We start from the raw sequence: 22335 nt of genomic DNA on the forward strand, positions 1-22335 counted from the left end.
AACGCTTCCAAATATGAAGGCATAGTGCTATTATATAATTATTAACAGAATAGGGATGTGAGAAAGATGAATAAATTATTTTTAGAAGAGTTACGATACATTATCTTGTGTGAAGTGCCTATGACAAAGTACCGAGTAGAGCAGCTTCAAGACAAATTTGATCAAAGCCCATACTTAATTAATGAACTTTATCAACTCCTATTCGAAAAGCGTCACATTTTAGCTTTTGTTGATGATATTGAATCATCCCTGTATGACTATATTGTGAATAAAGAAATGATGGATGCTAAAACGTATTACGGAGCTATTGCACATGCAGCAAATCTTTTCGGCGAAACGCCTACATATATAAAATGCAAAATAAAAAAATATAGACAGTCTTCGATTTCAAGTATCAGTGCCTAAAAGTTGTGCACAGCTGATTCAAATAAAAAGCAAAAAAGAAATCCTAGCACAAGGGTTTCTTTTTTGTACCACTAACATATAGGGAGGAAAATAAGATGAAGACATTTTTTATCACAAATCGCTATTCGTTTCTTGAAACGCAAGTAAATGAATACATGCAATCGTTACTGGTAAAAACGCCTGAGCAAGTTATTTTATATTTCGAAAGACAAATTCGAAAGTATAAAGTGTATTTACAGAAAAAACATCATTACCCAGAGTGTATGGTTCAATCTATCCACCGATTAATTGAAGAATATTCATTAAGTATCATTAAAGTAAAAAAATATATTAGCTATCAAAACAAGCTGATGAATAAACAGCTATTAGAGCCGCAGTAAAACGAATCATTTTTTATGGTTCGTTTTACTGCGGCTCTGCCGCTTTATTGTTCATATTTTACTAGTAGATGTAATACAGCGGGACGTTCTTCGAGATTTTTGTATGAGTGTGTGTGACTTCCTTCAAATTTTATAGAGTCAAATTGTTTTAGCTCGTATAGCTCTTCTTCGATTTTCATTTCAATTTTGCCTTCCATTACCGTTGCTACTTCAATTAATCCTTTGTGATGCGGTTCAGGACGGTATGTAGCGAGAGGCGCAAGAAAGGCTCGGTACATTTCAATCGTCGAATCCATTTGGTTTTGAAACATAAATTCGATTTTCCACGCTTCATCTGGTCCTTTGAGAGAAAATCCTTCTCCGCACTTAGATAGGGATACTGAAGGCTCCACTGATACTAATTTGGTTAAAGGAATATTTAAACCTGTGGTTATTTTCCACATCACCCCTAAAGTAGGGTTGGTCTCTCCTCTTTCAATTTTCCCTAACGTGAGTTTGCTGACTCCTGTCTTTTCAGCTAGTTCATCCAGTGTCAAATGATTTTGTACCCTGATTTTTCGTAATTCACTGCCTACTTTTTTAATCATCTCTTCCGTATGCATTTCTTCCTTCCTTTCTGATATATATTATGATAAACTTTTTTGAGTAATTAACATATTATAATATATTTAATAAGGAGGGTAAACAATGAAAGCAATAATATGGGGACTATTATCTTCCATGTTCTTTTCCGCTACGTTTATCGTTAACCGAGCAATGAATGTATCTGGAACGAGTTGGGCATGGACTGCATCCCTCCGTTTTTTATTCGCTATTCCTATTTTACTCATTTTAGTACTGCTGCAAAAGAAATTTATGCCTCTGTGGAAGGAAATGAAAAAACATCCGTGGTCTTGGCTGGGCTGGGGTACACTTGCAGGAGTAGGTTTTTATTCTCTCTTAAGTTTTTCCTCGCTTTTCGGACCATCATGGCTGGTGGCGGGAACGTGGCAAGTGACCATTCTAGCAGGAGCTCTACTTTCTCCGTTGTTTTTTATAAAAGTTCAAACTGCAGAAGGATATAAAAAAGTAAGAGGAAAAATCCCGCTAAAAACGCTTAGCGTTTCAGCGTTTATTTTAATAGGCGTGATTCTTATGCAGGTAAAAGAAGCAGAAAATATTACGGCTATGCAGTTTATATTAGGATTTCTGCCTGTTGTTGTCGCTGCTTTTTTATACCCGCTTGGAAACCGCAAAATGATGGAAATATGCAGCGGGAAGCTTGATACGTTCCAACGTGTTTTAGGAATGGCGTTAGGAAGCATTCCGTTAAGTATTATTTACGCTATATACGGCTTCTTTACTACAGGTATCCCGAGTGGGCCACAATTTTCTCAAGCCTTTATCTTAGCAATGAGTTCAGGTGTAATTGCTACGATGACGTTCTTTTACGCAACAGACTTGGCAAAAGAAAATTTAGGTTTGCTTGGAGCGGTTGAAGCAACTCAATCAGGCAGCATGATTTTTACCGTGCTTGGCGAAGTGTTTTTATTAAATGGACGTATGCCAACAGGGATTGCGTTAGCTGGTATGACGATAATCGTAATTGGAATGATTATGAACAGTATGCTAAACAAAAAAACAAAACTGTCTTCGGCCGCCCCGTCACGCACTCTATCAAAATAAAAAAAGAGGAGATGAAAATCTGTTTAAAGGTTTTCATCTCCTCTTTTTAATATTCGAGATGATTGTTCCAATAGCGGTTCCAAAGCACAGGGAATCGCATCTGTAAACCATCCTCATCATCTTCATCCCAATCAAGATCCAAATCTTGCTCATCGTACCACACTGGGTCAAACTGGTCATATTTATCATAATAATAGTCGTTATCTAAACCTGTCTTTTCTTCGTAAGCTTCACACGCTACAGAAAGTAATTCTTCTAATTGAGGAGCATAGCCTTCTGCTTCTAATGGTTTAAGTACAGAAATCATCGTCTCAGGAGATTCAATCGCTTTATAATATATGTCTTTTCCCTGATATAAAAGCCACGCTCTAAAATAATCAAAACAATCATCTGAACAACCGCCCATTACAATATAAGCTGCTGCCCACAATGAAGAAGTATAGGATTGATCAAAATGCTGATTTAGTAGCTGATCAAAGCGAAAAATGTCCTTTTCAGAACGCTTCGCTAGCGTGGAGCGGAGCCATTCCATTTGCTCATCGACATCTAATTTTGTCTTCGCCTTTTTTATCAATTCCCAAAAGAGAGACTCTGACATCGTGCTGTCTTTCATTACTTGCATCGAACAAGTTAAAGGCTTATATCCTTTCTTCAATTTTGTACGAATCAGCTTTTCAGCTTCTGCTTCACAAGCTTCTGCGGAAGCAAACTCTTTCACTTGCATGCGACCGGCTGTATCAACTTTTCCAAAGTGAATGATTAACTTGCTGTCTCTTCTTTCAACTTTCCAAAATTTATTCGATTGCTCATCTTTATACACTAAGGTTATTTGCATGATACATTCCCCTTTTTCATCCCACTACTATTGTGAATAGTTCTCTTTTTACAATTTATGTAGATTCACAGCGATTCATAATCCATTTTCTTTGCTTTTTTAACATGTTTCAGTTGATTTTACTATTGTTGAGGTCGTTTAAACAGTGAGTAATGACCACAAATTTGTGTAAAATGTTTATTGGTTGCTTTTTGTTGCATTTACAACATTTTATTTTTCCTTTATACTCTTTTTATATCACGTATTTTTATTATACAAAAAAGAAGCCTAAATTCGTAGAAAAGGAAGGATTTTAATGAAAATTGAGCATGTTACAACAAAAGAGCAGCTTGAAGAAGTATTCCGTATACGTAAAACAGTGTTTGTTGAAGAACAAGGCGTGCCCTTAAAAGATGAATTTGATGAGCATGAAGAAACGGCAAAACATATGTTGATTTATTATAACAACGAACCAGCTGCTTCTGGTAGATTCCGCATAGTCGACGATTACGCCAAAATAGAGCGAATATGCGTATTAAAGGAATTTAGAAAATACGGGCTCGGAAAAGAAGTGGTGACCAGCTTAGAAGAAGCAGCGAAAAAAGAAGGCTTAACTCAATCTAAGCTTCACGGTCAAGTTCAAGCTGAACCTTTTTATCATAAATTAGGGTATAAGACTGCTTCTGATGTCTTTATGGAAGACGGTATTCCACACGTTATTATGAAAAAGAGTTTACGTGTTAAAAAGGCTTCTTTGCACAGTTGCTTTAGTAAAGAAAAAGGCTCTCCGTAGAGAGCCTTTTTTGTGCTATTAGATTTTCATAATTCCGCCTGTGCTTGCAGAAGTTACAAGTTTAGAATATCTTGCAAGATAGCCTTTTTTCACTTTTGGCTCAAAGCCTTTCCAGTTTGCTTTTCGTTCTGCCCAAACATCTGGAGAAACTTGAACATTCATTGAACGATCTTCAATGTCAATCACGATGTGGTCGCCATCTTCGACAAATGCTAGCGGTCCGCCTTCAGCAGCTTCTGGAGATGCGTGGCCGATTGATAATCCACGTGAAGCGCCAGAGAAGCGTCCGTCTGTTAATAGTGCTACTTTTGCACCTAGTCCCATTCCCATAATTTGAGAAGTTGGAGCTAACATTTCAGGCATTCCCGGTCCGCCTTTTGGTCCTTCATAACGAATGACTACGACATGTCCTTCTTTTACTTTTCCGTTAGCAATACCATGCAGCGCCTCGTCTTGAGACTCAAATACAATTGCTGGTCCTTCGTGGCGAGTAATGCCGTCTTGAACACCGCCTGTTTTAATGATCGCGCCGTCTGGAGCTAAGTTACCAAACAATACAGCAAGTCCGCCTTTTTCTGTGAACGGCTTATCGATTGGATGAATAACGTTATAATCTTTTACATCGCATCCTGCAATGTTTTCGCCTAGCGTTTTTCCAGTAACCGTCATCGTATCTAAATGAAGAGCTCCTTCTTTTTTAGATAGCTCGTTTAAAGCAGCCGATACGCCTCCTGCTTCATGTAAGTCTTCAATAAATACATCCGAAGCCGGAGCGAGTTTTGCCAAGTGAGGCACGCGTTCCGCTACTTCATTAATGCGTTCTAACGGATAATCAATTTCAGCTTCATTCGCAAGAGCTAGCGTATGAAGAACTGTATTTGTAGAACCACCTAACGCCATGTCTAAAGCAAATGCGTTGTCGATTGCTTTTTCTGTTACGATATCACGTGGTTTTAAATCTAATTTAATTAATTCCATAAGTTGTTTAGCTGATTTTTTAACAAATTCTCTACGTTCAGGAGCAACTGCTAAGATTGTACCATTGCCAGGTAAAGCAAGTCCTAACGCTTCAGCTAAGCAGTTCATTGAGTTCGCTGTAAACATTCCTGAACAAGATCCGCATGTCGGACAGCCAAATTGTTCTAATTCAAGTAATCCTTTATCATCAAGTTTACCAGCTTGATGAGCTCCTACGCCTTCAAATACTGAAGAAAGAGAAATCTTACGGCCGTCGCTCGTTACGCCAGCCTTCATTGGTCCGCCGCTAACAAAAACTGTCGGAATATTCAGACGTAATGAAGCCATTAACATCCCAGGCGTGATTTTATCACAGTTTGGAATACATACCATTCCATCAAACCAGTGAGCAGATACTACCGTTTCAACTGAGTCAGCAATGATTTCACGACTTGGTAATGAATAACGCATACCGATATGTCCCATCGCAATACCGTCATCTACACCGATAGTGTTCATTTCAAAAGGTACGCCACCAGCTTCGCGAATCGCATCTTTTACGATTTTACCAAACTCCTGTAAGTGAACATGACCTGGTACAATATCAATATATGAATTGACAACCGCAATAAACGGTTTGCCGAAATCCTCTTCTTTTACACCAGCTGCACGCAGTAGGCTGCGATGTGGTGCTCTGTCGAATCCTTTTTTGATCATGTTACTTCTTAATTCTGCCACAATAATTCCCTCCGTATTCATCTAACCTATTAAAAACTAAATCTTTTTAAATTGTTTAATAATTTTTAATATAAATACTAATTTAACAAATCACACAAAGGTTTGTAAAGGTTTATGACAAAATAATCATTTTTTATTTTAAAATAGTAAAATCACCTGCATAAATTAGTATAATATATACATATATCCCTTATTTTACAGGAAAACAGAAGGTGGATGCTGAGCATGAAACAATCCTTTTACTACAGAGGTCATCAGGAAAAAGAAATATTTGCACAGAAATGGAATGTTGAAAACAATTCTGCAAAAGGCGTTTTCCAAATAGCCCATGGGATGGCCGAACATATTGGACGCTACGAATACTTTGCTAATGTATTAACGCAACATGGATATATCGTATATGGGAATGATCACCGAGGTCACGGTCAAACAGCTTTAAAAGATGAAGACAAGCGTTTTTTTGCTGAAGAAAATGGTTTTGATACAGTAGTCTACGACATGATTGCTCTGACTAAGCACATTTCGACGGAACACTCCGACCTACCGATCTTTCTTTTCGGTCACAGCATGGGGTCTTTTCTAACGAGAAGATATATTCAATTGGATACAGAGCACATTCATGGTGTGATACTCTCAGGTACTGGCAGCATTCCTTCCCTTTCACTGCAGGGCGGTATATTAGCTGCGCAAATAGAGATAAAGAGAAAAGGGTTACGATCTCCTAGCCCTTTGCTTGATAAACTCTCTTTTGGACAATACAATAAATCATTTCATCCTGCTCGGACACCTTTTGATTGGTTAAGTCAAGATAATGAAGCTGTAGATTTATATGTAAATGACCCTTATTGCGGTGGGGTTTTCACAGCCGGGTTTTTCTATGACTTACTAACAGGAATCAAACAAATCTCTAACTTAGCTAATATAAAGCTAGTTCCATCAGGCCTGCCTATTTATTTGGTATCTGGAGAACAAGATCCAGTAGGCAACTATACAAAAGGCGTAGTCAAAGTATATAACGACTTTAAAAAGGCAGGATTACAGGATGTAAGTTACCGTTTTTTAAAAGAGTGCCGTCATGAATTGCTGAATGAATTAAATAAAGATGAAGTGATAGAAGATATACTAAATTGGCTTAACGTGCAAATAGACAAAAAAACGGTTCGTGTGTAGACACGAACCGTTTTTTTATTAAGCAAATACAGATGTTAATACAGGTACTACTTGTTTTTTACGTGATACAACGCCTTCTAAGACAGCTGTATTGTTTTCAAGCGTTACATTGTATGCTTCTTCTACTTTTGAAGCAGCAGAACCTAATGCTAATGCAGTAGAGTTGCTGTTTAAAATATCTGTAACAACTAAAAGGAATAATTGTAATCCTTTTTCTTCGATTGTTTTAGTAATCGCTTCTTCCAATTCAACTTTGCGCACTAAAACGTCGTTTACGTCAATTGCATTCACTTGTGCAATTTCAACTTTGCTTGTGCCCATGCTGAATTCTTTAGCATCTAATGAAATTAATTGTGAAGCTGTTTTATCGCCTAAGTCAGCTCCAGCTTTTAGCATTGCTAATCCGTACTCTTCTGCATCTACGCCTGCAATTTCCGCTAATTCTTTAGCAGCTGCAACGTCTTGGTCTGTGCAAGTTGGTGATTTGAATAATAAAGAATCAGAAATGATAGCTGATAGCATAAGACCTGCGATGTTAGGTTCGATTTCTACGCCGTTTTCTTTATACATCTTGTTTAAGATCGTTGCCGTACATCCAACTGGCTCTGCACGATAGTATAAAGGATCTGCTGTTTCAAAGTTAGCAATACGGTGATGATCAATTACTTCAAGCACACGAACTTGATCAATATCGTTTGCACTTTGCTGGCGTTCGTTGTGGTCCACTAAAATAACTTCATTTGTTTCTTTAGATACTTCATCAACGAAACGTGGTAGTTCAGCGTTGAACTTTTCAAGAGCGAATTGCGTTTCACCGTTAATATCGCCTAATCGAATTGGTTCAGCGTCTACACCTAATTTATTCTTTAAATCAGCGTATGCAATTGCAGAACAGATTGTATCTGTGTCAGGATTTTTATGTCCAAAAATTAACGTCTTTGCCATCTTAAATCTCTCTCCTTCTTACGTATGTAAATAGCATTCTTGCGTAAAGTTAGTTAATTCGTTCACGCAACATTGCCATTTTAACATAAACTTTTACATTATTTTAATTTTTTTGCGAAAAATGATGTTCATCCGCAGATATTTTGCCATTTTGTATCTTTTTCACAGTAAAAACACCTCTATTTCCGATATAAATAGAGGGTTTTATACGTTCATTATATAAAAGTTAACGATAAAACACAACCTGTCTCTCTATCACTTGATAGATAACTTATACGCAGTATCTTGCCACTTTTGATAAAGAAAAAGTAGAACAGCAATAACCATCATTAGTACAAATAATAAAAAATGATTCATTCCCTTCAGTGTATAAATGTCTAGTTTTTCAAAGATAGGACTCATGACAAATGCCTGAAATAAATCGAACGCTGCATTGATAATCATAAACATCCAAAAGCCAGGATAGGTAAAATAAAAAATAAAAAGCGTTCCTATTATAAATATGCCAAAAGGAAAAGGCGTCATATTAACAAAGAAAAAAAGAGTTTCATGGACTTCCCACCAGTTAAAGCGATCTGCAATTTGAAAAACCACCGTTAACAATACCACTCCGAATAGCGATACAGCCATATACCGCTTTACTCGCTCTTTATCAACTGCAAAAAGCAATAGCCAAGGACCGATAAAAAGCACCCACATTACGATTTGCGCCATGATCTTTCCACCTTTCACTTTCAAAAAGAGAATATATATTATTTTGTCCTTATTTATGTAAAATAACCAAGAAAAGCACCCTTGTTAAAGGATGCTTTTCTTGGTTATCGTCGCAGTGTAAAGTTGAAATGTTCATTTACTATAGCTCCTAGCTCTTCAAGAAACTGCTGAGCAGTCATTTCCTCTACGCTTTGGGTATACCAAGCAAGCTGAGATTTTTTATGAACATTGTTGTAATATACATCTCTTGACCAATATGTTTTTGATCGGTATGTATAATTAAAGTGAATGAATAGTTCACTCCCGTCTGGACACTGCAACAACACGCGGTAATGTGGATTACGACGATTTTTATCTAAACTCATTTCTTTGATTTGCGCTAACATTATTCACCTCTAAAGCCATTACTTAATCATTTAAAGGTAAATGCCATACCACGCTATATCCTAGCTCTGCCATCAACTAGAAAATCATATATTTTCTAAAATTCTACACGATATAGGACAAAAGAGGAAGAGATAATTTATTGATGGACGTGTAAAGTTTCATATAAATCTTTTAGCTGCTCAGGGTATTGAGACCTTACGTAATAACCTGTAGGGCGTTGCTCGATTAAATGAGAAGCAAATAAGTAGCCGATGAGCACGTGCATTTGTTCATCTGAGGTTTCTTGGTTTAATTCTCTTTCGAGTCGTTCAGCTAAGTGTGAAGCCAGCTGTTTAATTTTTTCATCATGTGATAAAAAAAGCATTTTGTTCTCCCCCTTATAACGAATAAGTAATGCTGTGAATTTCAATAAAGACAACGTATTGCTTTTATAAGGATAATTATATTTTATTTTACAATAAAAGTATATAAATAGTTCTAAATATTCAAAATATAGTTTGTTCCTTTTGAACTACTCGACGATCAACAAAAAAAGAAGCGGGAGCTGTCCCGCTTCTTTTACGTAAAAAGATATTCGAATATCGAAATTTATTCCACTTCCAATGCCCAGCCGAATGGATCTTCCACTGTACCATTTTGAATACCTGTTAGAGTGTCATACAGTTTTTGTGATACTTCTCCTGTGTTTCCACCGTTGATGACCATTTTCTCGTTATTCCAAAATAGCTCGCCAATCGGAGAAATAACTGCAGCTGTACCTGTTCCAAATGCTTCTTCTAGTTTGCCTTCCGAATAAGCTTGCTTAATTTCTTCCATAGAAATACGGCGCTCAGTTACAGGCATATCCCAGTGTTTTAGCAGCTCAATGATGGATTTACGCGTAATTCCTTCTAAAATACTTCCGTTCACAGATGGCGTTACTACTTCTCCATCAATTTTGAAGAAAATATTCATGCTTCCTACTTCTTCAATGTACTTGCGTTCAACTCCGTCTAACCACAGTACTTGTGAATAGCCTTTTGAATCAGAAAGCTGCTGAGCTTTTAAGCTTGAAGCATAGTTTCCGCCTGTTTTAGCAGTCCCTGTCCCTCCGGCTACAGCACGAACAAATTCGCTTTCAACCGCAATTTTTACAGGAGCAATCCCTTCTTTATAATATGAGCCAACTGGGGATAGAATAATGATAAATTGGTAGCGGTCAGATGGCGCTACTCCTAAGTAAGGCTCTGTCGCGATGACAAATGGACGAATGTATAGTGATGTACCTTCAGCAGTAGGAATCCATTCGCGGTCAATTTTAATCAGCTGTTTTAACGCTTCTAATGCTAAGTCTTCGTCAACATGAGGAATACAAAGACGATCGTTTGATTTATTTAAACGTTTGAAATTCTCATCTGGTCTAAATAATAATACTTGCTCTTTTTTTGTTACATATGCTTTTAGTCCTTCAAAAACAGACTGCCCGTAATGAAAGATCATGGATGCCGGATCTAATGTGATAGGTTGATAAGGTACAATACGAGCATCGTGCCAGCCTTGGCCTTCTGTATAATCCATAATGAACATATGGTCCGTGAAGATTTTCCCGAATTGCAATTGATCAGATTGTGGCTTTTCTTTTTTTGTTTGACTTAGTGTTACATCGATTGAATAAGTTGTCATAGTTGTTTCTCCTTGCTCTTTATATTTACGGGTTTTTCGCTTAAACCTCTATATAAGTTACATTGTACAACTTTAGGGAAGCGTGTCACAATAGTTAGAGACGAAAAATTCTAAAAATTTTATAGAAATTATAAAGAAATAGCACCTAATCAAATTAAGTGCTGAATTGAAAAGGTTTTCTTTCTAAAAAAACTATTTCTACATTTTATTTACAACCATTTATAAACCAATTTTCACTCGAAGCTTTTCATCTTGTATTGAAAATTGTTTGATTTTCCCTACTGGAATGACTTTCACTTTATCAATTTCATTGAGGTTGATATGAATTTGTTTTTCTTCATACGTAGTAACAGGCGGCTTGTGAAAAATTTGATAGTTGATCCAATTTTGATTAAGAGGTTTCATTTCATGGATTTTGAATACAAGCGTACGTTCTTTTGCTTCAAGAGGTTCTAGCACAATAGAAAATGGAATTCTCACCAGGAATTTTTTAATAATTCCATTCACGTGAATATACGAGTCTTGAAATGAAATAGAAAATTGCTGAATTTGATCTTGCTTTGTCATTTGCTTTTGAAAAATTCGCATGAGCATAGAAGCGGATATAGGAACGGTTACACCGCTCTCAGCCATCTTTTCTTTCATTTTTGCCTGCACATCATCACTAATCACATCGTTTAGCTTTCTCTGTACCCAATCCTTCATGATGCACCTCCGCTATGAAGTTATGTTTCTGTTTCCTCTAACGCACGAATCGAAGCTGTTAAGTGATTTGACACGTCGGCGAGCCTATCTTTTGTTAGCTTTCCTTCAGCAAGGTAGATGGGCTTCCCAAAGGAAATGACAACGGGCTCCTTTGAAAATAGCTCTTTTACATTTGCGGGTCCTTTGTAAACTGCGGGTACAATAGGAACCTTTGCTATGCTCGCTATAGTGACTGCTCCTCTTTTTAAGGGAACGTCTTCCTCTGTTCGCGTGCCGCTAGGGAAAATCCCGACGATATGTCCTTCTTTTGCTAATTTAATAGGTGTTTTAATGCTGCTGGGTCCCGGGTTGTTACGATCTACTGGGAATGCGTTAAGTTTTTTTAATACATTACTAGTGAGTATATGATTAAAAAGCTCCTTTTTTGCCATAAAATGAATTTGGTGAGGCAAAATAGCCGCACCAAGCGCTACAACGTCTACCCATCCCTTATGCGAACAAGCGATCACAAAGCCTGTATCCGCTGGCAGATACTCTCTGTTCCTTACCTGAAAATTCCCCCTTCTTTTTAATAAAAATTTACATGTGTGAGCCGCAATATTATACATAAGTGTTTCCTCTTCTCTCTATTAGTTGAAAATATATACAAAAATTATATCACTTGATATTAAGAGTTGGTACTAAAAAAGGGGATGTAACATCTTTTTACACGGTAGCTTACCTACTTCTCTATATATTGTAAAAAAGGAGATATTGAAACCTCTGTTTTTGGTCAACTTGACTAATGACATCCCTTAAAAAACATTTTACTATTAATGTATCATTCTAAATGTAATATTTATTAACATTACATGTGATATAATTAAAGGAGGTTTTTAGGTGAATAACCAAAATCGACCGTTTCGACTAGCTTCATTGGGATTACAGCACGTACTCGCTATGTATGCGGGTGCCATTCTCGTTCCGCTGATGGTAGGACGCGCATTGAATTTAAATGCACATGGCTTAACCTATCTCGTAGCCATTGATTTACTGACCTGCGGACTAGCTACGCTGCTGCAGGCTTGGACGAACAGGTGGTTTGGGATTGGTCTTCCTGTTGTACTTGGAAGTTCATTTGTAGCGGTGACTCCTATGATTGCGATTGGAACTCAATATGGAATTAGCGCTGTTTACGGAGCGATTATTGCCGGTGGTATTTTCATCGTACTGGCAGCAAGTTCTTTAGGCAAAATTATTAAATTTTTTCCTCCAGTTGTCACAGGAACGGTTGTGACGATGATTGGTTTATCACTTGTACCATCCGCTGTCCGAAATATGGCAGGAGGAGTAGGAAGTAAAGATTTTGGTTCTCTTTCTAATCTTCTTCTATCTTTTGGTGTTCTAGCGCTTATTTTAATTTTAAATCGATTTTTCAGCGGTTTCCTTCGTTCTCTTTCTGTGTTGATCGGAATTGTAGCCGGAACAATAGCCGCTGTATTAATGGGAAAAGTTAATTTCACTAACTTTAATGAAGCTTCTTGGCTGCACATTCCCACTCCTTTTTATTTTGGGATGCCCACTTTTGAAATTGGACCGATTTTAACGATGATTCTCGTATGCTTGGTCATTATTATTGAGTCTACAGGCGTATTTTTAGCGTTAGGAAAACTGTGTGATCGGGAATTAACTGAAAAAGATTTTACAAAAGGCTACCGCGCCGAAGGAATCGCCATTGTTCTTGGAGGGCTATTTAATGCTTTTCCTTACAATACATTCGCTCAGAATGTAGGACTGGTTCAATTATCGAAAGTAAAAACAAAAAATGTAGTGGTAGTAGCCGGCTTTATTCTCGTATTATTGGGACTTGTTCCTAAAATAGCTGCTTTTACAACCATTATTCCTACTCCTGTTTTAGGAGGGGCAATGGTCGTGTTGTTTGGTTTAGTTATTTCATCAGGCATCAAAATGCTAAGCGCTGTTGATTTGGCTAAACAAGAAAATTTGCTGATTATTGCGTGCTCTCTTTCACTGGGTCTTGGTGTAACGGTGGTACCCGATTTATTCGCCCAGCTCCCAAATGCTTTGCGTGTGATTGTAAGCGATGGAGTTATTACTGGAAGTTTAGCTGCCATTTTATTAAATCTCTTTTTTAACGCATCGGTTGAACGAAAAGTACCTTCTGTCTCTTTAGAGAAAACAGATTATTCAGAAGTAAAGTAAAGGTGGTTTAGTATGAATAATGTATCTGTGCAGTATGTAAATCAGCTTAGCAAGCAGCATTTTGTCTCATTAGTTGGCGATATATTTGAACATTCACCTTGGGTTGCAGAAGAGGCTTATTCTAAGCGCCCTTTCTCGTCCGTTGAACAACTTCATGGAAAGATGAAAGAAATTGTAGCGCAAGCATCTGTAGAAAAACAGCTTAAGTTGCTGAAAGCTCATCCAAATCTAGGTGAAAATATCGCTATGACATCTGCTTCTACTGAAGAACAAACAAAAGCAGGCTTACAAAACTTAACACAAAATGAGTATGAACAGTTTTCTTCTCTTAATGGAATGTATATGGAAAAGTTTCCTTTCCCTTTTATTTTGGCAGTACGAGGTAAACAAAAAGAAGATATTTACGAGGCAATGCAAAGTCGCTTACAGAATACCAAACAAACGGAGTTTGCTACAGCGTTAGAAGAAGTATATAAAATTGCTTTCTTTCGTTTAACTGATAAAATTACTGAAGATAAGGAGACAAAGAAACGAGCATGACTAAAATTACAACGCATATTTTAGACCTCACTCACGGATGTCCGGCTGCTTTTGTCAAAGTTGATTTCTATCACATCCAGTCAGAAAGTAAACGAATAAAGCTTTCTCATGGTACTACAAATGAAGACGGAAGATTAACAAACCCGCTCTTCTCTTCTGAAGCTTTTGAATCAGGAGATTATGAACTTTTGTTCCATATTGGGGAATACTATAAAAAACAAGAAGTCCAAACAACAAATCCCCCCTTTTTAAATCAAGTTTCTGTTCGAGTCGGATTGTCTTCTGAACAAGAACATTATCACATCCCTTTGCTTGTATCACCGTGGGGATACCAAATTTATAGAGGAAGTTAAAAAAGAAACGGCGTCTTTAAACGTCGTTTCTTTTTTAATTCAGCAATTTAGACATATAGTACTCATCAATAAACAAACCGCCAATTCGCAGGGAATGCTTTTTCGTTCCTTCAATTTCGAATCCTACTTTATCATATAAAGAAAGAGCCTTTTCATGCTGTACAGCGACTGTGAGCTCAAGACGGTGAATATGGTGTTCTCTTGCCCATTCCTCAAGCGCAGCGAATAAAGCCGTACCAATCCCTTGATTTTGAAACGTTTTTCGAATACCTAATGTCAGAGCAGCGATGTGAGCGTTTCGGTTAGCTTCACCCCCTGTTGCAGCTATATATCCCACAAGCATCTCGCTTTCTTCTGCTACAATAATCGTAGAGTTTGGCTGCTGCTTAAAGATTTCGATGTTTTTCTCCTGCTGATCCGTACTCAGCTTTCGCTCTCCGCTTTCGAACAGCATAAACTTACTTTCTTCTTCAATCTGTTTAAGCAAATCTACAAAGTTTGCAGCATCATGTAATTCTAGTTCTCTAATTTCCATGCTGATCCCCCTTTTTTGTGTCCCTTTTGTTTGTATATGTATTGGTTCACCTTTATAAAATATAACTTTACAGTTTCTTACGAAAAATACGACTTTTTAAGAAGTGGAAGTAGAACAAAAAACCTACTAATCTCCCTTTTTTTGAAATGCTTTTTTCCTCTGTATAATTTTAAATCACTTATCAACTTCTGTAAATTTTTTAGATTCCCTCTTTTAATTTCCATTTATTTTCCTTTTCTGCGGGGTTGATTTTGATCTAAGGGGATCTTTTATAGAAAACACATGACTATTATCCTGTTTTTTGTGAAGAAAGAAAGCAATAAATGTAATTTCACTTGTAATCGTTTAGAATAGAAAAAGTGGAAATTTTATGTACCTATCCTCCTTAATTATTGGTCTGTGAAAGGAAATTATTATGAAAGTACAACCCGCAAAATGTGGTGTATATGTCTTAAGCGGTCTAGGAGCTGTTACGGTGTTCTTCTTACTTTTACTTAAGAACAGTGCTTTCTTTCTAGAGGAAGAATACGACCAAAACAAACCTGAAGCTGCGCTTGCGGTGAGCGAACATACCTATCACCTTCACAAAGGTTCTATTAACTGGTCAAACGGCCGTTCAACAACAAAAAAAGAAATAAATGTATATGATTTATATACATACATATCGCAGCAAAAAAGTATCCCTTTAAAGCAGCAACAATTGGTTAAGCTCCATTTTTCCAACCTAGACGGTGCTTATATTCGCGGCGTGAGCGTGCATATATGGAAAAATAACGGTGAAAAAACCAAGCTGTTTGTCAAAAATAATGAATTTAAGATTCCTGAAAATCAAGGTTTTTACGTTGTAGATATCGTGATTAACTCTACAAGAGGAACAATGCAATATGCGGCAAATGTGCAAATACAGTAAGTTTAGCTGCAGTAAATAAAAGGGGCAGAAATTATAGAAGGTATCAAAAAGTTACCACAAAAAAAGAGAGCAATATGCTCTCTTTTTTATAAAATGAAAAGACGTCCACGCAGGACGTCTTTGATGCGTTTGTGGCGGGGACCGTGTGACCACATTCACACGTTTAGCTCGAAAGCATATCCTTCGACTTACACAAATTAGCTCATCGCTTTATTAATATAACATCTGCCATAGAAAAAAGCAACAAATTTTTAAATAGTTTTTTCTATTTATACATATTTCGCAAGAATCCACAAAATAATATGCATGCGTAGCTATTCACTCTCTACATTTTTAGTCTATTTTAACTCATATACGAATACACTAATAGACCAACCTATGCGCAGTTTTTGAAAAAGGATGTGAATAGCTTGTTTCAAATCACTGATTTCCCTGAATTTTCATGGTCCTATTCCAGGCATAAAATGATCACACAGTGCAAACGAAAGTATGCATATCATTATTATGTCTCACACAACGGATGGCTTGACAGCGCTTCTGCACAGTCTCAAAGCGCTTATCGTTTAAAAAAGGTTTCTACTTTATCTATGTACGCAGGACAAGCCGTCCGTCAGGTGATTACAGAAGCCATTTCTGACTATACATCTACACAGATTGTCCCGGGTGAACAAAATTTAGTGAAGAAAGTACACCAGCTACTAAATAACGCACTGCGTGATTCTACTGACTATGGAGAGCTTTGGTATCATAAGCCTGCTCAGTATAAGATGCTTTTAGAATTCTACGAAAACGGCTATATTTCTAAAAAAGATCTTAAAGACATGCAAAAGCGGGTACACATTTGTGTACATAACTTTTTACAAAGTAAATCGTTTTGCGACGTGGTGTCTTCACCTTCTTTAGAAGTAGATTCTCCTCAGTCGTTTCGTTCTATAAATGTGTATGATTATAAAGTATATGCGCCTTTTCATTCCCTTTTTAAAAATCCAGTCACAGACGAATTTACGATTGTTGATTGGAAAACAAGTAAACAAACAAAAGATGATTTGTTTCAACTGGCAATTTACGCTCTCTACGTGCTAGCTGAATATAATATTTCCGTTGATCAGATAAAAGTCCGAAACGAATACTTGCTTTCAGGCAGTGCGCGTACGTATCAGCTTACTCTTCACGAAATTGAAGCTGTTCTTCGGCAAGTCGATACAAGCATTGACTATATGAAAACTTTTTTGGAACACTCAGAGGTAAATCAGCCTCTTCCGCTTGAGCATTTCCCTCAAGCAGATACACCTTCCTCCTGTCACGGGTGTGCATTTAAAGAATTGTGCCAAACGGGATAAAAAACAGCTGAAGATGATTTATATTTTTTGCTAAACTTTTTTATTGTCAAAAGAACCTTTGCTAGCATATAATTTGCATTAAGGAAACATTTTATACTTCATTTAAAAAAATTAGCTTGGGCTATTTATTGTTCATCAAAGAAAGGAGCACTAGACATGAAAGATCAAAACAGCAGTAAAGCATTATCAGCTATGCAGCTAAGTGCTCAAGACGTATTGTCGGGTAAAACAAAAGGAATTAAGCGATTATTACCTTTCTTAGGGCCTGCCTTTATCGCAGCGGTTGCTTATATTGACCCAGGTAATTTTGCTACTAACATCGCAGCAGGCTCTCAATACGGATACATGTTGCTTTGGGTTGTATTAATTTCTAACTTAATGGCTGTCTTAATTCAATCGTTATCAGCTAAATTAGGTATTGCAACAGGCTTGAATTTACCCGAGATAGCGCAGGAACACTTCCCGTCCTTCGTTTCTTTTGGGCTTTGGATCCAAGGGGAATTAGTCATTATGGCGACGGATTTAGCAGAATTTATTGGGGCTGCTCTTGGAATTTATTTATTATTTCATATTCCTTTGTTCCCAGCTGCACTCATCGCAGCGGTAGGTTCTTTTGCTATTTTAGAGTTACAAAGACGAGGTGTTCGACTGCTAGAAGCAGCGATTGCGGCAATGGTTTTTATTGTGGTATTAGCTTTTGGGACTCAAATGTTTCTTGCGCATCCAGACGGCGCAAGTGTTGTCCACGGCTTATTTGTCCCTCGGTTTCACGGGACAGACAGCGTGCTGTTAGCTTCTGGGATTTTAGGTGCTACAGTTATGCCGCACGCGATTTATTTGCACTCAGCTCTTACGCAGCGCCGCGTGGTAGGAACTACAGAATCGGAGAAAAAAGCGATTTTCCGCTTTGAATTTATCGATATTGTGATTGCCATGATTATCGCTGGTGCAATTAATGCAAGCATGCTGATTGTCGCAGCCGCTCTATTCTTTAAAAACGGACTAAACGTGCAAGATTTGGACGTGGCTTTTACACAATTTGAACATTTAATTGGTCCTTTTGCAGCTATTGCGTTCGGTGTTGGATTATTATCTTCAGGACTTTCAAGTTCTTCGGTCGGAACAATGTCTGGAGATGTCATCATGCAAGGATTTATTAAACGCAGAATTCCTTTATATCTTCGTCGTTTCATTACAATTATTCCGCCGCTTTTGATTATCGGACTTGGCGTAAATCCAACAAGTGCACTAGTTGTCAGTCAAGTTATTTTATCGTTCGGAATTGCATTTGCGCTTGTACCTCTTATCATGTTTACAAGTAATAAAAAAATCATGGGCGGGTTGGTTAATCATAAAGCAACAACTACTGTAGCTTGGGTGATAGCTGCATTAGTCATTTGTTTAAATATCTTTTTGATTTATCAAACATTCGCATAGTAAATAAATCAAACTTTCAAGAAAAAACAAAAAAGAGACCCTGAAAAGTTAGATATAGTCTAACAATTGGGTCTCTTTTTATTATTTTTTTATTAAACGATAGTAAAAATGAAGTAGACGAGAGTTCCAATAATGGCCGACAGTACTAAGCAACCCAGTGGATATAAATAAGAATAGTTTTCTTTACGGATTGAAAGAAGGCGATCCACAATAAAAATAAGAATGACGCCCAACATTCCGAATTCAAACATTAATAACCCAAAAATGGCGTGAAATATGAATGACATGATAAAATCAATTTTTTTACTACGGTCTTTTACAAAAGCACTGACTAATAAATCAACGATAACCGTGCCTAACGTCCCCATTATTAAAAAGAAGGGTGTAAAAAATAAAAGGTATAAAGGAAATAAATCAATGAAATTCTGACTGGTTTTTTTAATAGAAAAATTAGGAATTGATTCTTTTATACCTGGCATAAAACAAAAAAGTAAAGTAAAAAGAAACGCAGCTATAATGGCGGCTGATAGCTTTCTATTTAAATGCATGTTTATTTTTTTATTACTAAATTCAGTAGTTGTTTTTGTATGTTTATGATTCATATGTCTTTAACGTGATGTACGCACCTTTTCCTTTCTCATAACTTTTTTATTTATATTTTATGTCTATCTTTTGGTACCAGTAGTTACAATGATACACGTTCTTTTTGAACTTGACTACACTAACGCGTTTTATGTCTATTCTCTATTTTCTTTTTATGTCTATCGTTTGCTCTTTCTATGAGAAACAAGATAGTTTTACAAAAAAACGCCTTCTTTTTCTATACAACAAAAGATAGGCGTTTTTTTCTGTATGTAATTAATAATCTTGTTTGGCTTCTTCAAACTTAAACACATCTGCTCGTTCTGATTGCTGTGTAATTAACAGGTTATACGTATGGTTGGCCTTTTTTGGAATTTTAAATGCAACATCGAGGTTAAATGGTTCATCGTCAGATAGTGACGGTGATGAAAAAGCTGTCCACAGGGTGTGCGGGGTTTCTGTCGATAAATTTCCTCCATCAGACGGTTCGTAGGTTTGATAAGTTGCTGTGTCTTGTAATGTAAACGTTGTGTCGTTTAATACTACAGCCGAATGTTCATTAGGTGTTCGCTGAAACTGAACGGATACGACAATGTACTGGGTGTTTACTTGTTTAGCTCCTTTAACAGGATAAAATTGTGCATCCGTTGTGGAAACGTAATATTGACCGTGTTTTGATCGTTCTCCAAACGCTAATCGATCATCGGTTTCATCTTCTGTAGCTACCCGGCTTACAGGCGCCATCGTTTCATCTGTTGCTGAAATGGTGTCTGCTCCAGGGGCATGTTTAGGTTGAGGGTTTTTGTAAGTGACGTGCGTATCGCCTTGTTTGTCTTCACAAGCGGCGAGACTTGTGAACAAAACAGCCGCTACAAGGCTTCTGGTAACTATTTTCTTCATGTTATTCCTCCAATGACTAGTCTATATACTATGCTACATGGTATTTATCTGGGAATCAAGGATAAGATTGGTTTACTATGCAGGAAGAAGAAAAAGTGACTGAAGTCAGTGAGATTTGGAACGGATATAGGACTTTCAGAGACTTTTGTACTTGTTTTTACAACAAAAAAAGAGACGATTTACGCCTCTTTTTGTTTGTTCGTATTACGAATTTAGTTCATCTAAAATTGAATGCAGTTCACTTAAATGGATAATTTCATAAGTAGGAATGACTTCATTTCGCTCTTTATCGTGACGATTAATCCATACAGATTTCATTCCAACGCGAGAAGAACCCAGTATATCTGTCATTAAATTATCTCCAACCATGATCGCTTCATCTTTCTTTAAATCCATAAGTGATAAAGCATGGTCGAAAATAGATGGATCAGGCTTACCCCGGCCAAATGCCCCTGAAATCACAATCTCATCAAAATATGGAACTAGTTCTGATGTAATATCTAATTTGGTATTTTGTAAGTCAGGTGAACCGTTTGTTAACAGCAGCAGCTTGTACTTTCCTTTTAATTGATCAAGCACTTCAAACGTTTCTTCGTATACAAAAGGTGTTTTGCGGCGCTCTAATGGAAAACGTTCAGCTAATTCCGCTCCAAAAGCATCGTCGTGAATTCCTAGAGCACGAAGGCCTCGAGTCCAAGCTTCTTTTCGATAAGTAGGAACAATATCTTTCATTTTTCGGAATTGATCATGATCGTCTAAAAAATTTCCCCATAACCCTTCAAATGGATTAATGCCAATCATTTGCGTAAATTCATATGTTTCATACGAAGCATATAATTCTCTTGCTTCCTTACGCACCGCTTCTTCTAGTTCTTCAGGTTTTAGATTATATTTTTCACTTGCATATGTACATGTTGCAACGAATGCTTCTTTTACGCTTTTTTGATCCCAAAGTAGCGTGTCATCTAGGTCGAAAAAAACCGCTTTAATCATGGATGTGTGTACCCCCTACTGTTTTTGAAAAAGTTTAACTATTCTTACACTAGATTACAAGGATACACACAATAAGTCTAGTGTATTTGCAATTTATTGTGTAAATTTATTTTTATAAAGGATCACCTTTACAAACAAATTTACAGAAATAAAAACAGCTGATATAATCACAGCAGGTATATATGCAGGAGGTTTTATATGGAATCGTTAGAAGAAATATTCGGCATTCCCACCGTTCGTACAAGTAAGCGCTTAAGCAGAGTCGTTGCCGCACACTTACGTCCTTTTGGGATTACGCCAGAACAGTGGACCGTTTTAAAGCGCGTATCAGAAGCTGAATATAGTACACAGAAGCAATTAGCTGAGCGAGCAGATAAAGATCAAGCGACGCTGACTAAAATTTTAGATTTACTAGAAAAACAAAATTGGATTCAGCGTGTTAGAAATCCAGAAGATCGCCGCTCGTTTTTTATTCAAATAACAGAAGACGGCCTGCGTTTAAAAACAGAAGTGACGCCTGCTGTAGAACAGGTATTTTCCGAATTAACGTCCCAGCTAAACGAGCAGCAGGTAAAGATTTATACCGACACTTTACAAAAACTTGAATTTCGCGCCGAACAATTGCTTCAAGACGCAGAAAACCTGCGTTAAATACCCAAAACCCCACAGGTAACATTCTGCGGGGTTTTATACGTAGTTGGCAATACATAATACTTCTTTAATTTTTGAAATCACTTGTTTGGTTTCATCTGTTAAAGAGGTGAATTTAAACGCGATGGATTCTGCATTTGGATTAATGAAGGGTTCTTTATTTGTGTCTTTGCGGTAGTCTTCAATTTGTTCTAAACAATATTTTAAAATAAACGACAAGTTTGCACGTCGAAATCTCAAACTGACGGTAGAAGGCCATCTTTTTTGAAACTGATTGCTCCCTTCATATTGAATCGCTCCGATGTAGCGTTCTCCGGATAAAAAAGATTCTTTACTTCGATATAGCTGAACGGTTTGGGCTGTTCCGCTCCAGTCAATATAAATACCTGCTGTTTCACAAACTTCGTATATGTAATGAAAAAGCTCCGTTACTTCTCCGAAATGGTAGTGAAGCGGATGTTTAGCCGTCATAGGTAGCTCCCTCCTTTATCGACTTTCTACCATTATATTGTAGGAAAAGTAACTTATTCATTTATACAACTTATTTCATACGCATA

At 37.1% G+C, this 22335-nt stretch carries 27 protein-coding genes; 12 read left to right on the forward strand and 15 right to left on the reverse strand.

Annotated features, from left to right (window positions below):
* The first annotated feature begins 66 nt into the window (after positions 1–66).
* The gene (locus ACH0CI_RS20525) at positions 67–405 is read left to right on the forward strand and encodes a hypothetical protein (protein ID WP_033579093.1); all 339 of its coding nucleotides are present in this window, start codon (positions 67–69) and stop codon (positions 403–405) included.
* A 95-nt stretch (positions 406–500) separates the two neighbouring features.
* On the forward strand, positions 501–785 hold the full coding sequence (locus ACH0CI_RS20530) for a hypothetical protein (protein ID WP_028408390.1): 285 nt from the start codon (positions 501–503) through the stop codon (positions 783–785).
* A gap of 44 nt (positions 786–829) precedes the next feature.
* Here the strand turns inward: ACH0CI_RS20530 and ACH0CI_RS20535 are convergent, their stop codons facing one another.
* Positions 830–1387: a helix-turn-helix domain-containing protein gene (locus tag ACH0CI_RS20535; RefSeq protein WP_406902170.1), complete on the reverse strand. Its 558-nt coding sequence runs from the start codon at positions 1385–1387 to the stop codon at positions 830–832.
* Positions 1388–1472: 85 nt separating this feature from the next.
* Between ACH0CI_RS20535 and ACH0CI_RS20540 the strand changes: the two genes are divergently transcribed.
* A complete protein-coding gene (locus ACH0CI_RS20540) occupies positions 1473–2450 on the forward strand; it encodes a DMT family transporter (RefSeq protein WP_406902171.1) in 978 nt (325 codons plus the stop codon).
* A gap of 46 nt (positions 2451–2496) precedes the next feature.
* On the opposite strand, the gene ACH0CI_RS20545 is transcribed toward ACH0CI_RS20540, so the two are convergent.
* Positions 2497–3285, reverse strand: coding sequence for a DUF4240 domain-containing protein (locus ACH0CI_RS20545; protein WP_406902172.1), 789 nt, complete (start codon positions 3283–3285; stop codon positions 2497–2499).
* Between the two features lie 295 nt (positions 3286–3580).
* On the opposite strand from ACH0CI_RS20545, the gene ACH0CI_RS20550 reads away from it, so the two are divergent.
* Positions 3581–4057, forward strand: a complete 477-nt coding sequence (locus ACH0CI_RS20550; protein ID WP_406902173.1) for a GNAT family N-acetyltransferase — start codon at positions 3581–3583, stop codon at positions 4055–4057.
* Positions 4058–4075: 18 nt separating this feature from the next.
* Here ACH0CI_RS20550 and ilvD read toward each other — a convergent pair whose 3' ends face one another.
* Positions 4076–5752, reverse strand: coding sequence for a dihydroxy-acid dehydratase (gene ilvD, locus ACH0CI_RS20555; RefSeq protein WP_013083330.1), 1677 nt, complete (start codon positions 5750–5752; stop codon positions 4076–4078).
* 225 nt (positions 5753–5977) lie between these two features.
* Between ilvD and ACH0CI_RS20560 the strand changes: the two genes are divergently transcribed.
* A complete protein-coding gene (locus ACH0CI_RS20560; protein WP_406902174.1) occupies positions 5978–6922 on the forward strand; it encodes an alpha/beta hydrolase in 945 nt (314 codons plus the stop codon).
* A gap of 18 nt (positions 6923–6940) precedes the next feature.
* On the opposite strand, the gene ACH0CI_RS20565 is transcribed toward ACH0CI_RS20560, so the two are convergent.
* The 7 genes from ACH0CI_RS20565 to ACH0CI_RS20595 form a co-directional block, all read right to left on the reverse strand.
* Positions 6941–7867, reverse strand: coding sequence for a manganese-dependent inorganic pyrophosphatase (locus ACH0CI_RS20565; RefSeq protein WP_014459925.1), 927 nt, complete (start codon positions 7865–7867; stop codon positions 6941–6943).
* Between the two features lie 255 nt (positions 7868–8122).
* Positions 8123–8581: a hypothetical protein gene (locus ACH0CI_RS20570; RefSeq protein WP_406902175.1), complete on the reverse strand. Its 459-nt coding sequence runs from the start codon at positions 8579–8581 to the stop codon at positions 8123–8125.
* A 104-nt stretch (positions 8582–8685) separates the two neighbouring features.
* Positions 8686–8967 (reverse strand): hypothetical protein, encoded by a 282-nt coding sequence (locus ACH0CI_RS20575; RefSeq protein ID WP_028413191.1) that lies wholly within the window; start codon positions 8965–8967, stop codon positions 8686–8688.
* A 137-nt stretch (positions 8968–9104) separates the two neighbouring features.
* Positions 9105–9332: a hypothetical protein gene (locus ACH0CI_RS20580; protein ID WP_335708392.1), complete on the reverse strand. Its 228-nt coding sequence runs from the start codon at positions 9330–9332 to the stop codon at positions 9105–9107.
* A gap of 224 nt (positions 9333–9556) precedes the next feature.
* Complete coding sequence (locus tag ACH0CI_RS20585) at positions 9557–10630, reverse strand: branched-chain amino acid aminotransferase (RefSeq protein ID WP_335708391.1); 1074 nt, start codon at positions 10628–10630, stop codon at positions 9557–9559.
* A gap of 219 nt (positions 10631–10849) precedes the next feature.
* Entirely contained in the window at positions 10850–11335 is a 486-nt protein-coding gene (locus ACH0CI_RS20590; protein WP_406902176.1) for a hypothetical protein, read from the reverse strand.
* A 20-nt stretch (positions 11336–11355) separates the two neighbouring features.
* Entirely contained in the window at positions 11356–11943 is a 588-nt protein-coding gene (locus tag ACH0CI_RS20595) for a lysophospholipid acyltransferase family protein (protein WP_406902177.1), read from the reverse strand.
* A 271-nt stretch (positions 11944–12214) separates the two neighbouring features.
* On the opposite strand from ACH0CI_RS20595, the gene ACH0CI_RS20600 reads away from it, so the two are divergent.
* Genes ACH0CI_RS20600 through uraH form a run of 3 tightly spaced genes read left to right on the forward strand, consistent with a single transcriptional unit; the run spans position 12215 to position 14430 of the window.
* Entirely contained in the window at positions 12215–13537 is a 1323-nt protein-coding gene (locus ACH0CI_RS20600; RefSeq protein WP_406902178.1) for a nucleobase:cation symporter-2 family protein, read from the forward strand.
* Positions 13538–13549: 12 nt separating this feature from the next.
* Complete coding sequence (gene uraD / locus ACH0CI_RS20605; protein WP_028413185.1) at positions 13550–14077, forward strand: 2-oxo-4-hydroxy-4-carboxy-5-ureidoimidazoline decarboxylase; 528 nt, start codon at positions 13550–13552, stop codon at positions 14075–14077.
* The gene (gene uraH / locus ACH0CI_RS20610) at positions 14074–14430 is read left to right on the forward strand and encodes a hydroxyisourate hydrolase (protein ID WP_028413184.1); all 357 of its coding nucleotides are present in this window, start codon (positions 14074–14076) and stop codon (positions 14428–14430) included. Before uraD ends, uraH begins: the two co-directional genes overlap by 4 nt.
* A gap of 34 nt (positions 14431–14464) precedes the next feature.
* Here the strand turns inward: uraH and ACH0CI_RS20615 are convergent, their stop codons facing one another.
* Entirely contained in the window at positions 14465–14965 is a 501-nt protein-coding gene (locus tag ACH0CI_RS20615) for a GNAT family N-acetyltransferase (RefSeq protein WP_028413183.1), read from the reverse strand.
* Between the two features lie 415 nt (positions 14966–15380).
* Here ACH0CI_RS20615 and ACH0CI_RS20620 point away from each other — a divergent pair, with 415 nt between their 5' ends.
* The 3 genes from ACH0CI_RS20620 to ACH0CI_RS20630 all read left to right on the forward strand — a co-directional run bounded on the left by ACH0CI_RS20620 (position 15381) and on the right by ACH0CI_RS20630 (position 18652).
* Positions 15381–15875, forward strand: coding sequence for a hypothetical protein (locus ACH0CI_RS20620; protein WP_033579100.1), 495 nt, complete (start codon positions 15381–15383; stop codon positions 15873–15875).
* Positions 15876–16276: 401 nt separating this feature from the next.
* Complete coding sequence (locus ACH0CI_RS20625; protein WP_406902270.1) at positions 16277–17215, forward strand: PD-(D/E)XK nuclease family protein; 939 nt, start codon at positions 16277–16279, stop codon at positions 17213–17215.
* Positions 17216–17371: 156 nt separating this feature from the next.
* Entirely contained in the window at positions 17372–18652 is a 1281-nt protein-coding gene (locus tag ACH0CI_RS20630; RefSeq protein ID WP_406902179.1) for an Nramp family divalent metal transporter, read from the forward strand.
* A 92-nt stretch (positions 18653–18744) separates the two neighbouring features.
* Here the strand turns inward: ACH0CI_RS20630 and ACH0CI_RS20635 are convergent, their stop codons facing one another.
* From ACH0CI_RS20635 to ACH0CI_RS20645, 3 genes are all read right to left on the reverse strand, one after another.
* Entirely contained in the window at positions 18745–19254 is a 510-nt protein-coding gene (locus ACH0CI_RS20635) for a hypothetical protein (protein ID WP_048019255.1), read from the reverse strand.
* Positions 19255–19510: 256 nt separating this feature from the next.
* Entirely contained in the window at positions 19511–20134 is a 624-nt protein-coding gene (locus ACH0CI_RS20640; RefSeq protein ID WP_406902180.1) for a hypothetical protein, read from the reverse strand.
* Between the two features lie 204 nt (positions 20135–20338).
* Positions 20339–21127, reverse strand: coding sequence for an HAD family hydrolase (locus tag ACH0CI_RS20645; protein ID WP_406902181.1), 789 nt, complete (start codon positions 21125–21127; stop codon positions 20339–20341).
* Between the two features lie 198 nt (positions 21128–21325).
* Here ACH0CI_RS20645 and ACH0CI_RS20650 point away from each other — a divergent pair, with 198 nt between their 5' ends.
* A complete protein-coding gene (locus ACH0CI_RS20650; RefSeq protein WP_033579104.1) occupies positions 21326–21778 on the forward strand; it encodes a MarR family winged helix-turn-helix transcriptional regulator in 453 nt (150 codons plus the stop codon).
* A 36-nt stretch (positions 21779–21814) separates the two neighbouring features.
* On the opposite strand, the gene ACH0CI_RS20655 is transcribed toward ACH0CI_RS20650, so the two are convergent.
* The gene (locus ACH0CI_RS20655; RefSeq protein ID WP_013083346.1) at positions 21815–22249 is read right to left on the reverse strand and encodes a hypothetical protein; all 435 of its coding nucleotides are present in this window, start codon (positions 22247–22249) and stop codon (positions 21815–21817) included.
* Between the last annotated feature and the right edge of the window lie 86 nt (positions 22250–22335).

Origin of the sequence: Priestia sp. 179-F W1.4 NHS (assembly GCF_045369295.1) — a bacterium.
Classification (GTDB): Bacteria; Bacillota; Bacilli; order Bacillales; family Bacillaceae_H; genus Priestia; species Priestia zanthoxyli.

Excerpts from the sequence above, each read along its gene's own strand:
- uraD (WP_028413185.1), top strand. The coding sequence starts at position 13,550 with ATGAATAATGTATCTGTGCAGTATGTAAATCAGCTTAGCAAGCAGCAT.
- ACH0CI_RS20585 (WP_335708391.1), bottom strand. The coding sequence starts at position 10,630 with ATGACAACTTATTCAATCGATGTAACACTAAGTCAAACAAAAAAAGAA.
- uraH (WP_028413184.1), top strand. The coding sequence starts at position 14,074 with ATGACTAAAATTACAACGCATATTTTAGACCTCACTCACGGATGTCCG.
- ACH0CI_RS20560 (WP_406902174.1), top strand. The coding sequence starts at position 5,978 with ATGAAACAATCCTTTTACTACAGAGGTCATCAGGAAAAAGAAATATTT.
- ACH0CI_RS20590 (WP_406902176.1), bottom strand. The coding sequence starts at position 11,335 with ATGAAGGATTGGGTACAGAGAAAGCTAAACGATGTGATTAGTGATGAT.
- ACH0CI_RS20550 (WP_406902173.1), top strand. The coding sequence starts at position 3,581 with ATGAAAATTGAGCATGTTACAACAAAAGAGCAGCTTGAAGAAGTATTC.
- ACH0CI_RS20630 (WP_406902179.1), top strand. The coding sequence starts at position 17,372 with ATGAAAGATCAAAACAGCAGTAAAGCATTATCAGCTATGCAGCTAAGT.
- ACH0CI_RS20570 (WP_406902175.1), bottom strand. The coding sequence starts at position 8,581 with ATGGCGCAAATCGTAATGTGGGTGCTTTTTATCGGTCCTTGGCTATTG.
- ACH0CI_RS20535 (WP_406902170.1), bottom strand. The coding sequence starts at position 1,387 with ATGCATACGGAAGAGATGATTAAAAAAGTAGGCAGTGAATTACGAAAA.
- ACH0CI_RS20620 (WP_033579100.1), top strand. The coding sequence starts at position 15,381 with ATGAAAGTACAACCCGCAAAATGTGGTGTATATGTCTTAAGCGGTCTA.
- ACH0CI_RS20525 (WP_033579093.1), top strand. The coding sequence starts at position 67 with ATGAATAAATTATTTTTAGAAGAGTTACGATACATTATCTTGTGTGAA.
- ACH0CI_RS20615 (WP_028413183.1), bottom strand. The coding sequence starts at position 14,965 with ATGGAAATTAGAGAACTAGAATTACATGATGCTGCAAACTTTGTAGAT.
- ACH0CI_RS20565 (WP_014459925.1), bottom strand. The coding sequence starts at position 7,867 with ATGGCAAAGACGTTAATTTTTGGACATAAAAATCCTGACACAGATACA.
- ACH0CI_RS20580 (WP_335708392.1), bottom strand. The coding sequence starts at position 9,332 with ATGCTTTTTTTATCACATGATGAAAAAATTAAACAGCTGGCTTCACAC.
- ACH0CI_RS20635 (WP_048019255.1), bottom strand. The coding sequence starts at position 19,254 with ATGAATCATAAACATACAAAAACAACTACTGAATTTAGTAATAAAAAA.
- ACH0CI_RS20650 (WP_033579104.1), top strand. The coding sequence starts at position 21,326 with ATGGAATCGTTAGAAGAAATATTCGGCATTCCCACCGTTCGTACAAGT.
- ACH0CI_RS20545 (WP_406902172.1), bottom strand. The coding sequence starts at position 3,285 with ATGCAAATAACCTTAGTGTATAAAGATGAGCAATCGAATAAATTTTGG.
- ACH0CI_RS20530 (WP_028408390.1), top strand. The coding sequence starts at position 501 with ATGAAGACATTTTTTATCACAAATCGCTATTCGTTTCTTGAAACGCAA.
- ACH0CI_RS20540 (WP_406902171.1), top strand. The coding sequence starts at position 1,473 with ATGAAAGCAATAATATGGGGACTATTATCTTCCATGTTCTTTTCCGCT.
- ACH0CI_RS20640 (WP_406902180.1), bottom strand. The coding sequence starts at position 20,134 with ATGAAGAAAATAGTTACCAGAAGCCTTGTAGCGGCTGTTTTGTTCACA.
- ACH0CI_RS20595 (WP_406902177.1), bottom strand. The coding sequence starts at position 11,943 with ATGTATAATATTGCGGCTCACACATGTAAATTTTTATTAAAAAGAAGG.
- ACH0CI_RS20575 (WP_028413191.1), bottom strand. The coding sequence starts at position 8,967 with ATGTTAGCGCAAATCAAAGAAATGAGTTTAGATAAAAATCGTCGTAAT.
- ACH0CI_RS20655 (WP_013083346.1), bottom strand. The coding sequence starts at position 22,249 with ATGACGGCTAAACATCCGCTTCACTACCATTTCGGAGAAGTAACGGAG.
- ACH0CI_RS20645 (WP_406902181.1), bottom strand. The coding sequence starts at position 21,127 with ATGATTAAAGCGGTTTTTTTCGACCTAGATGACACGCTACTTTGGGAT.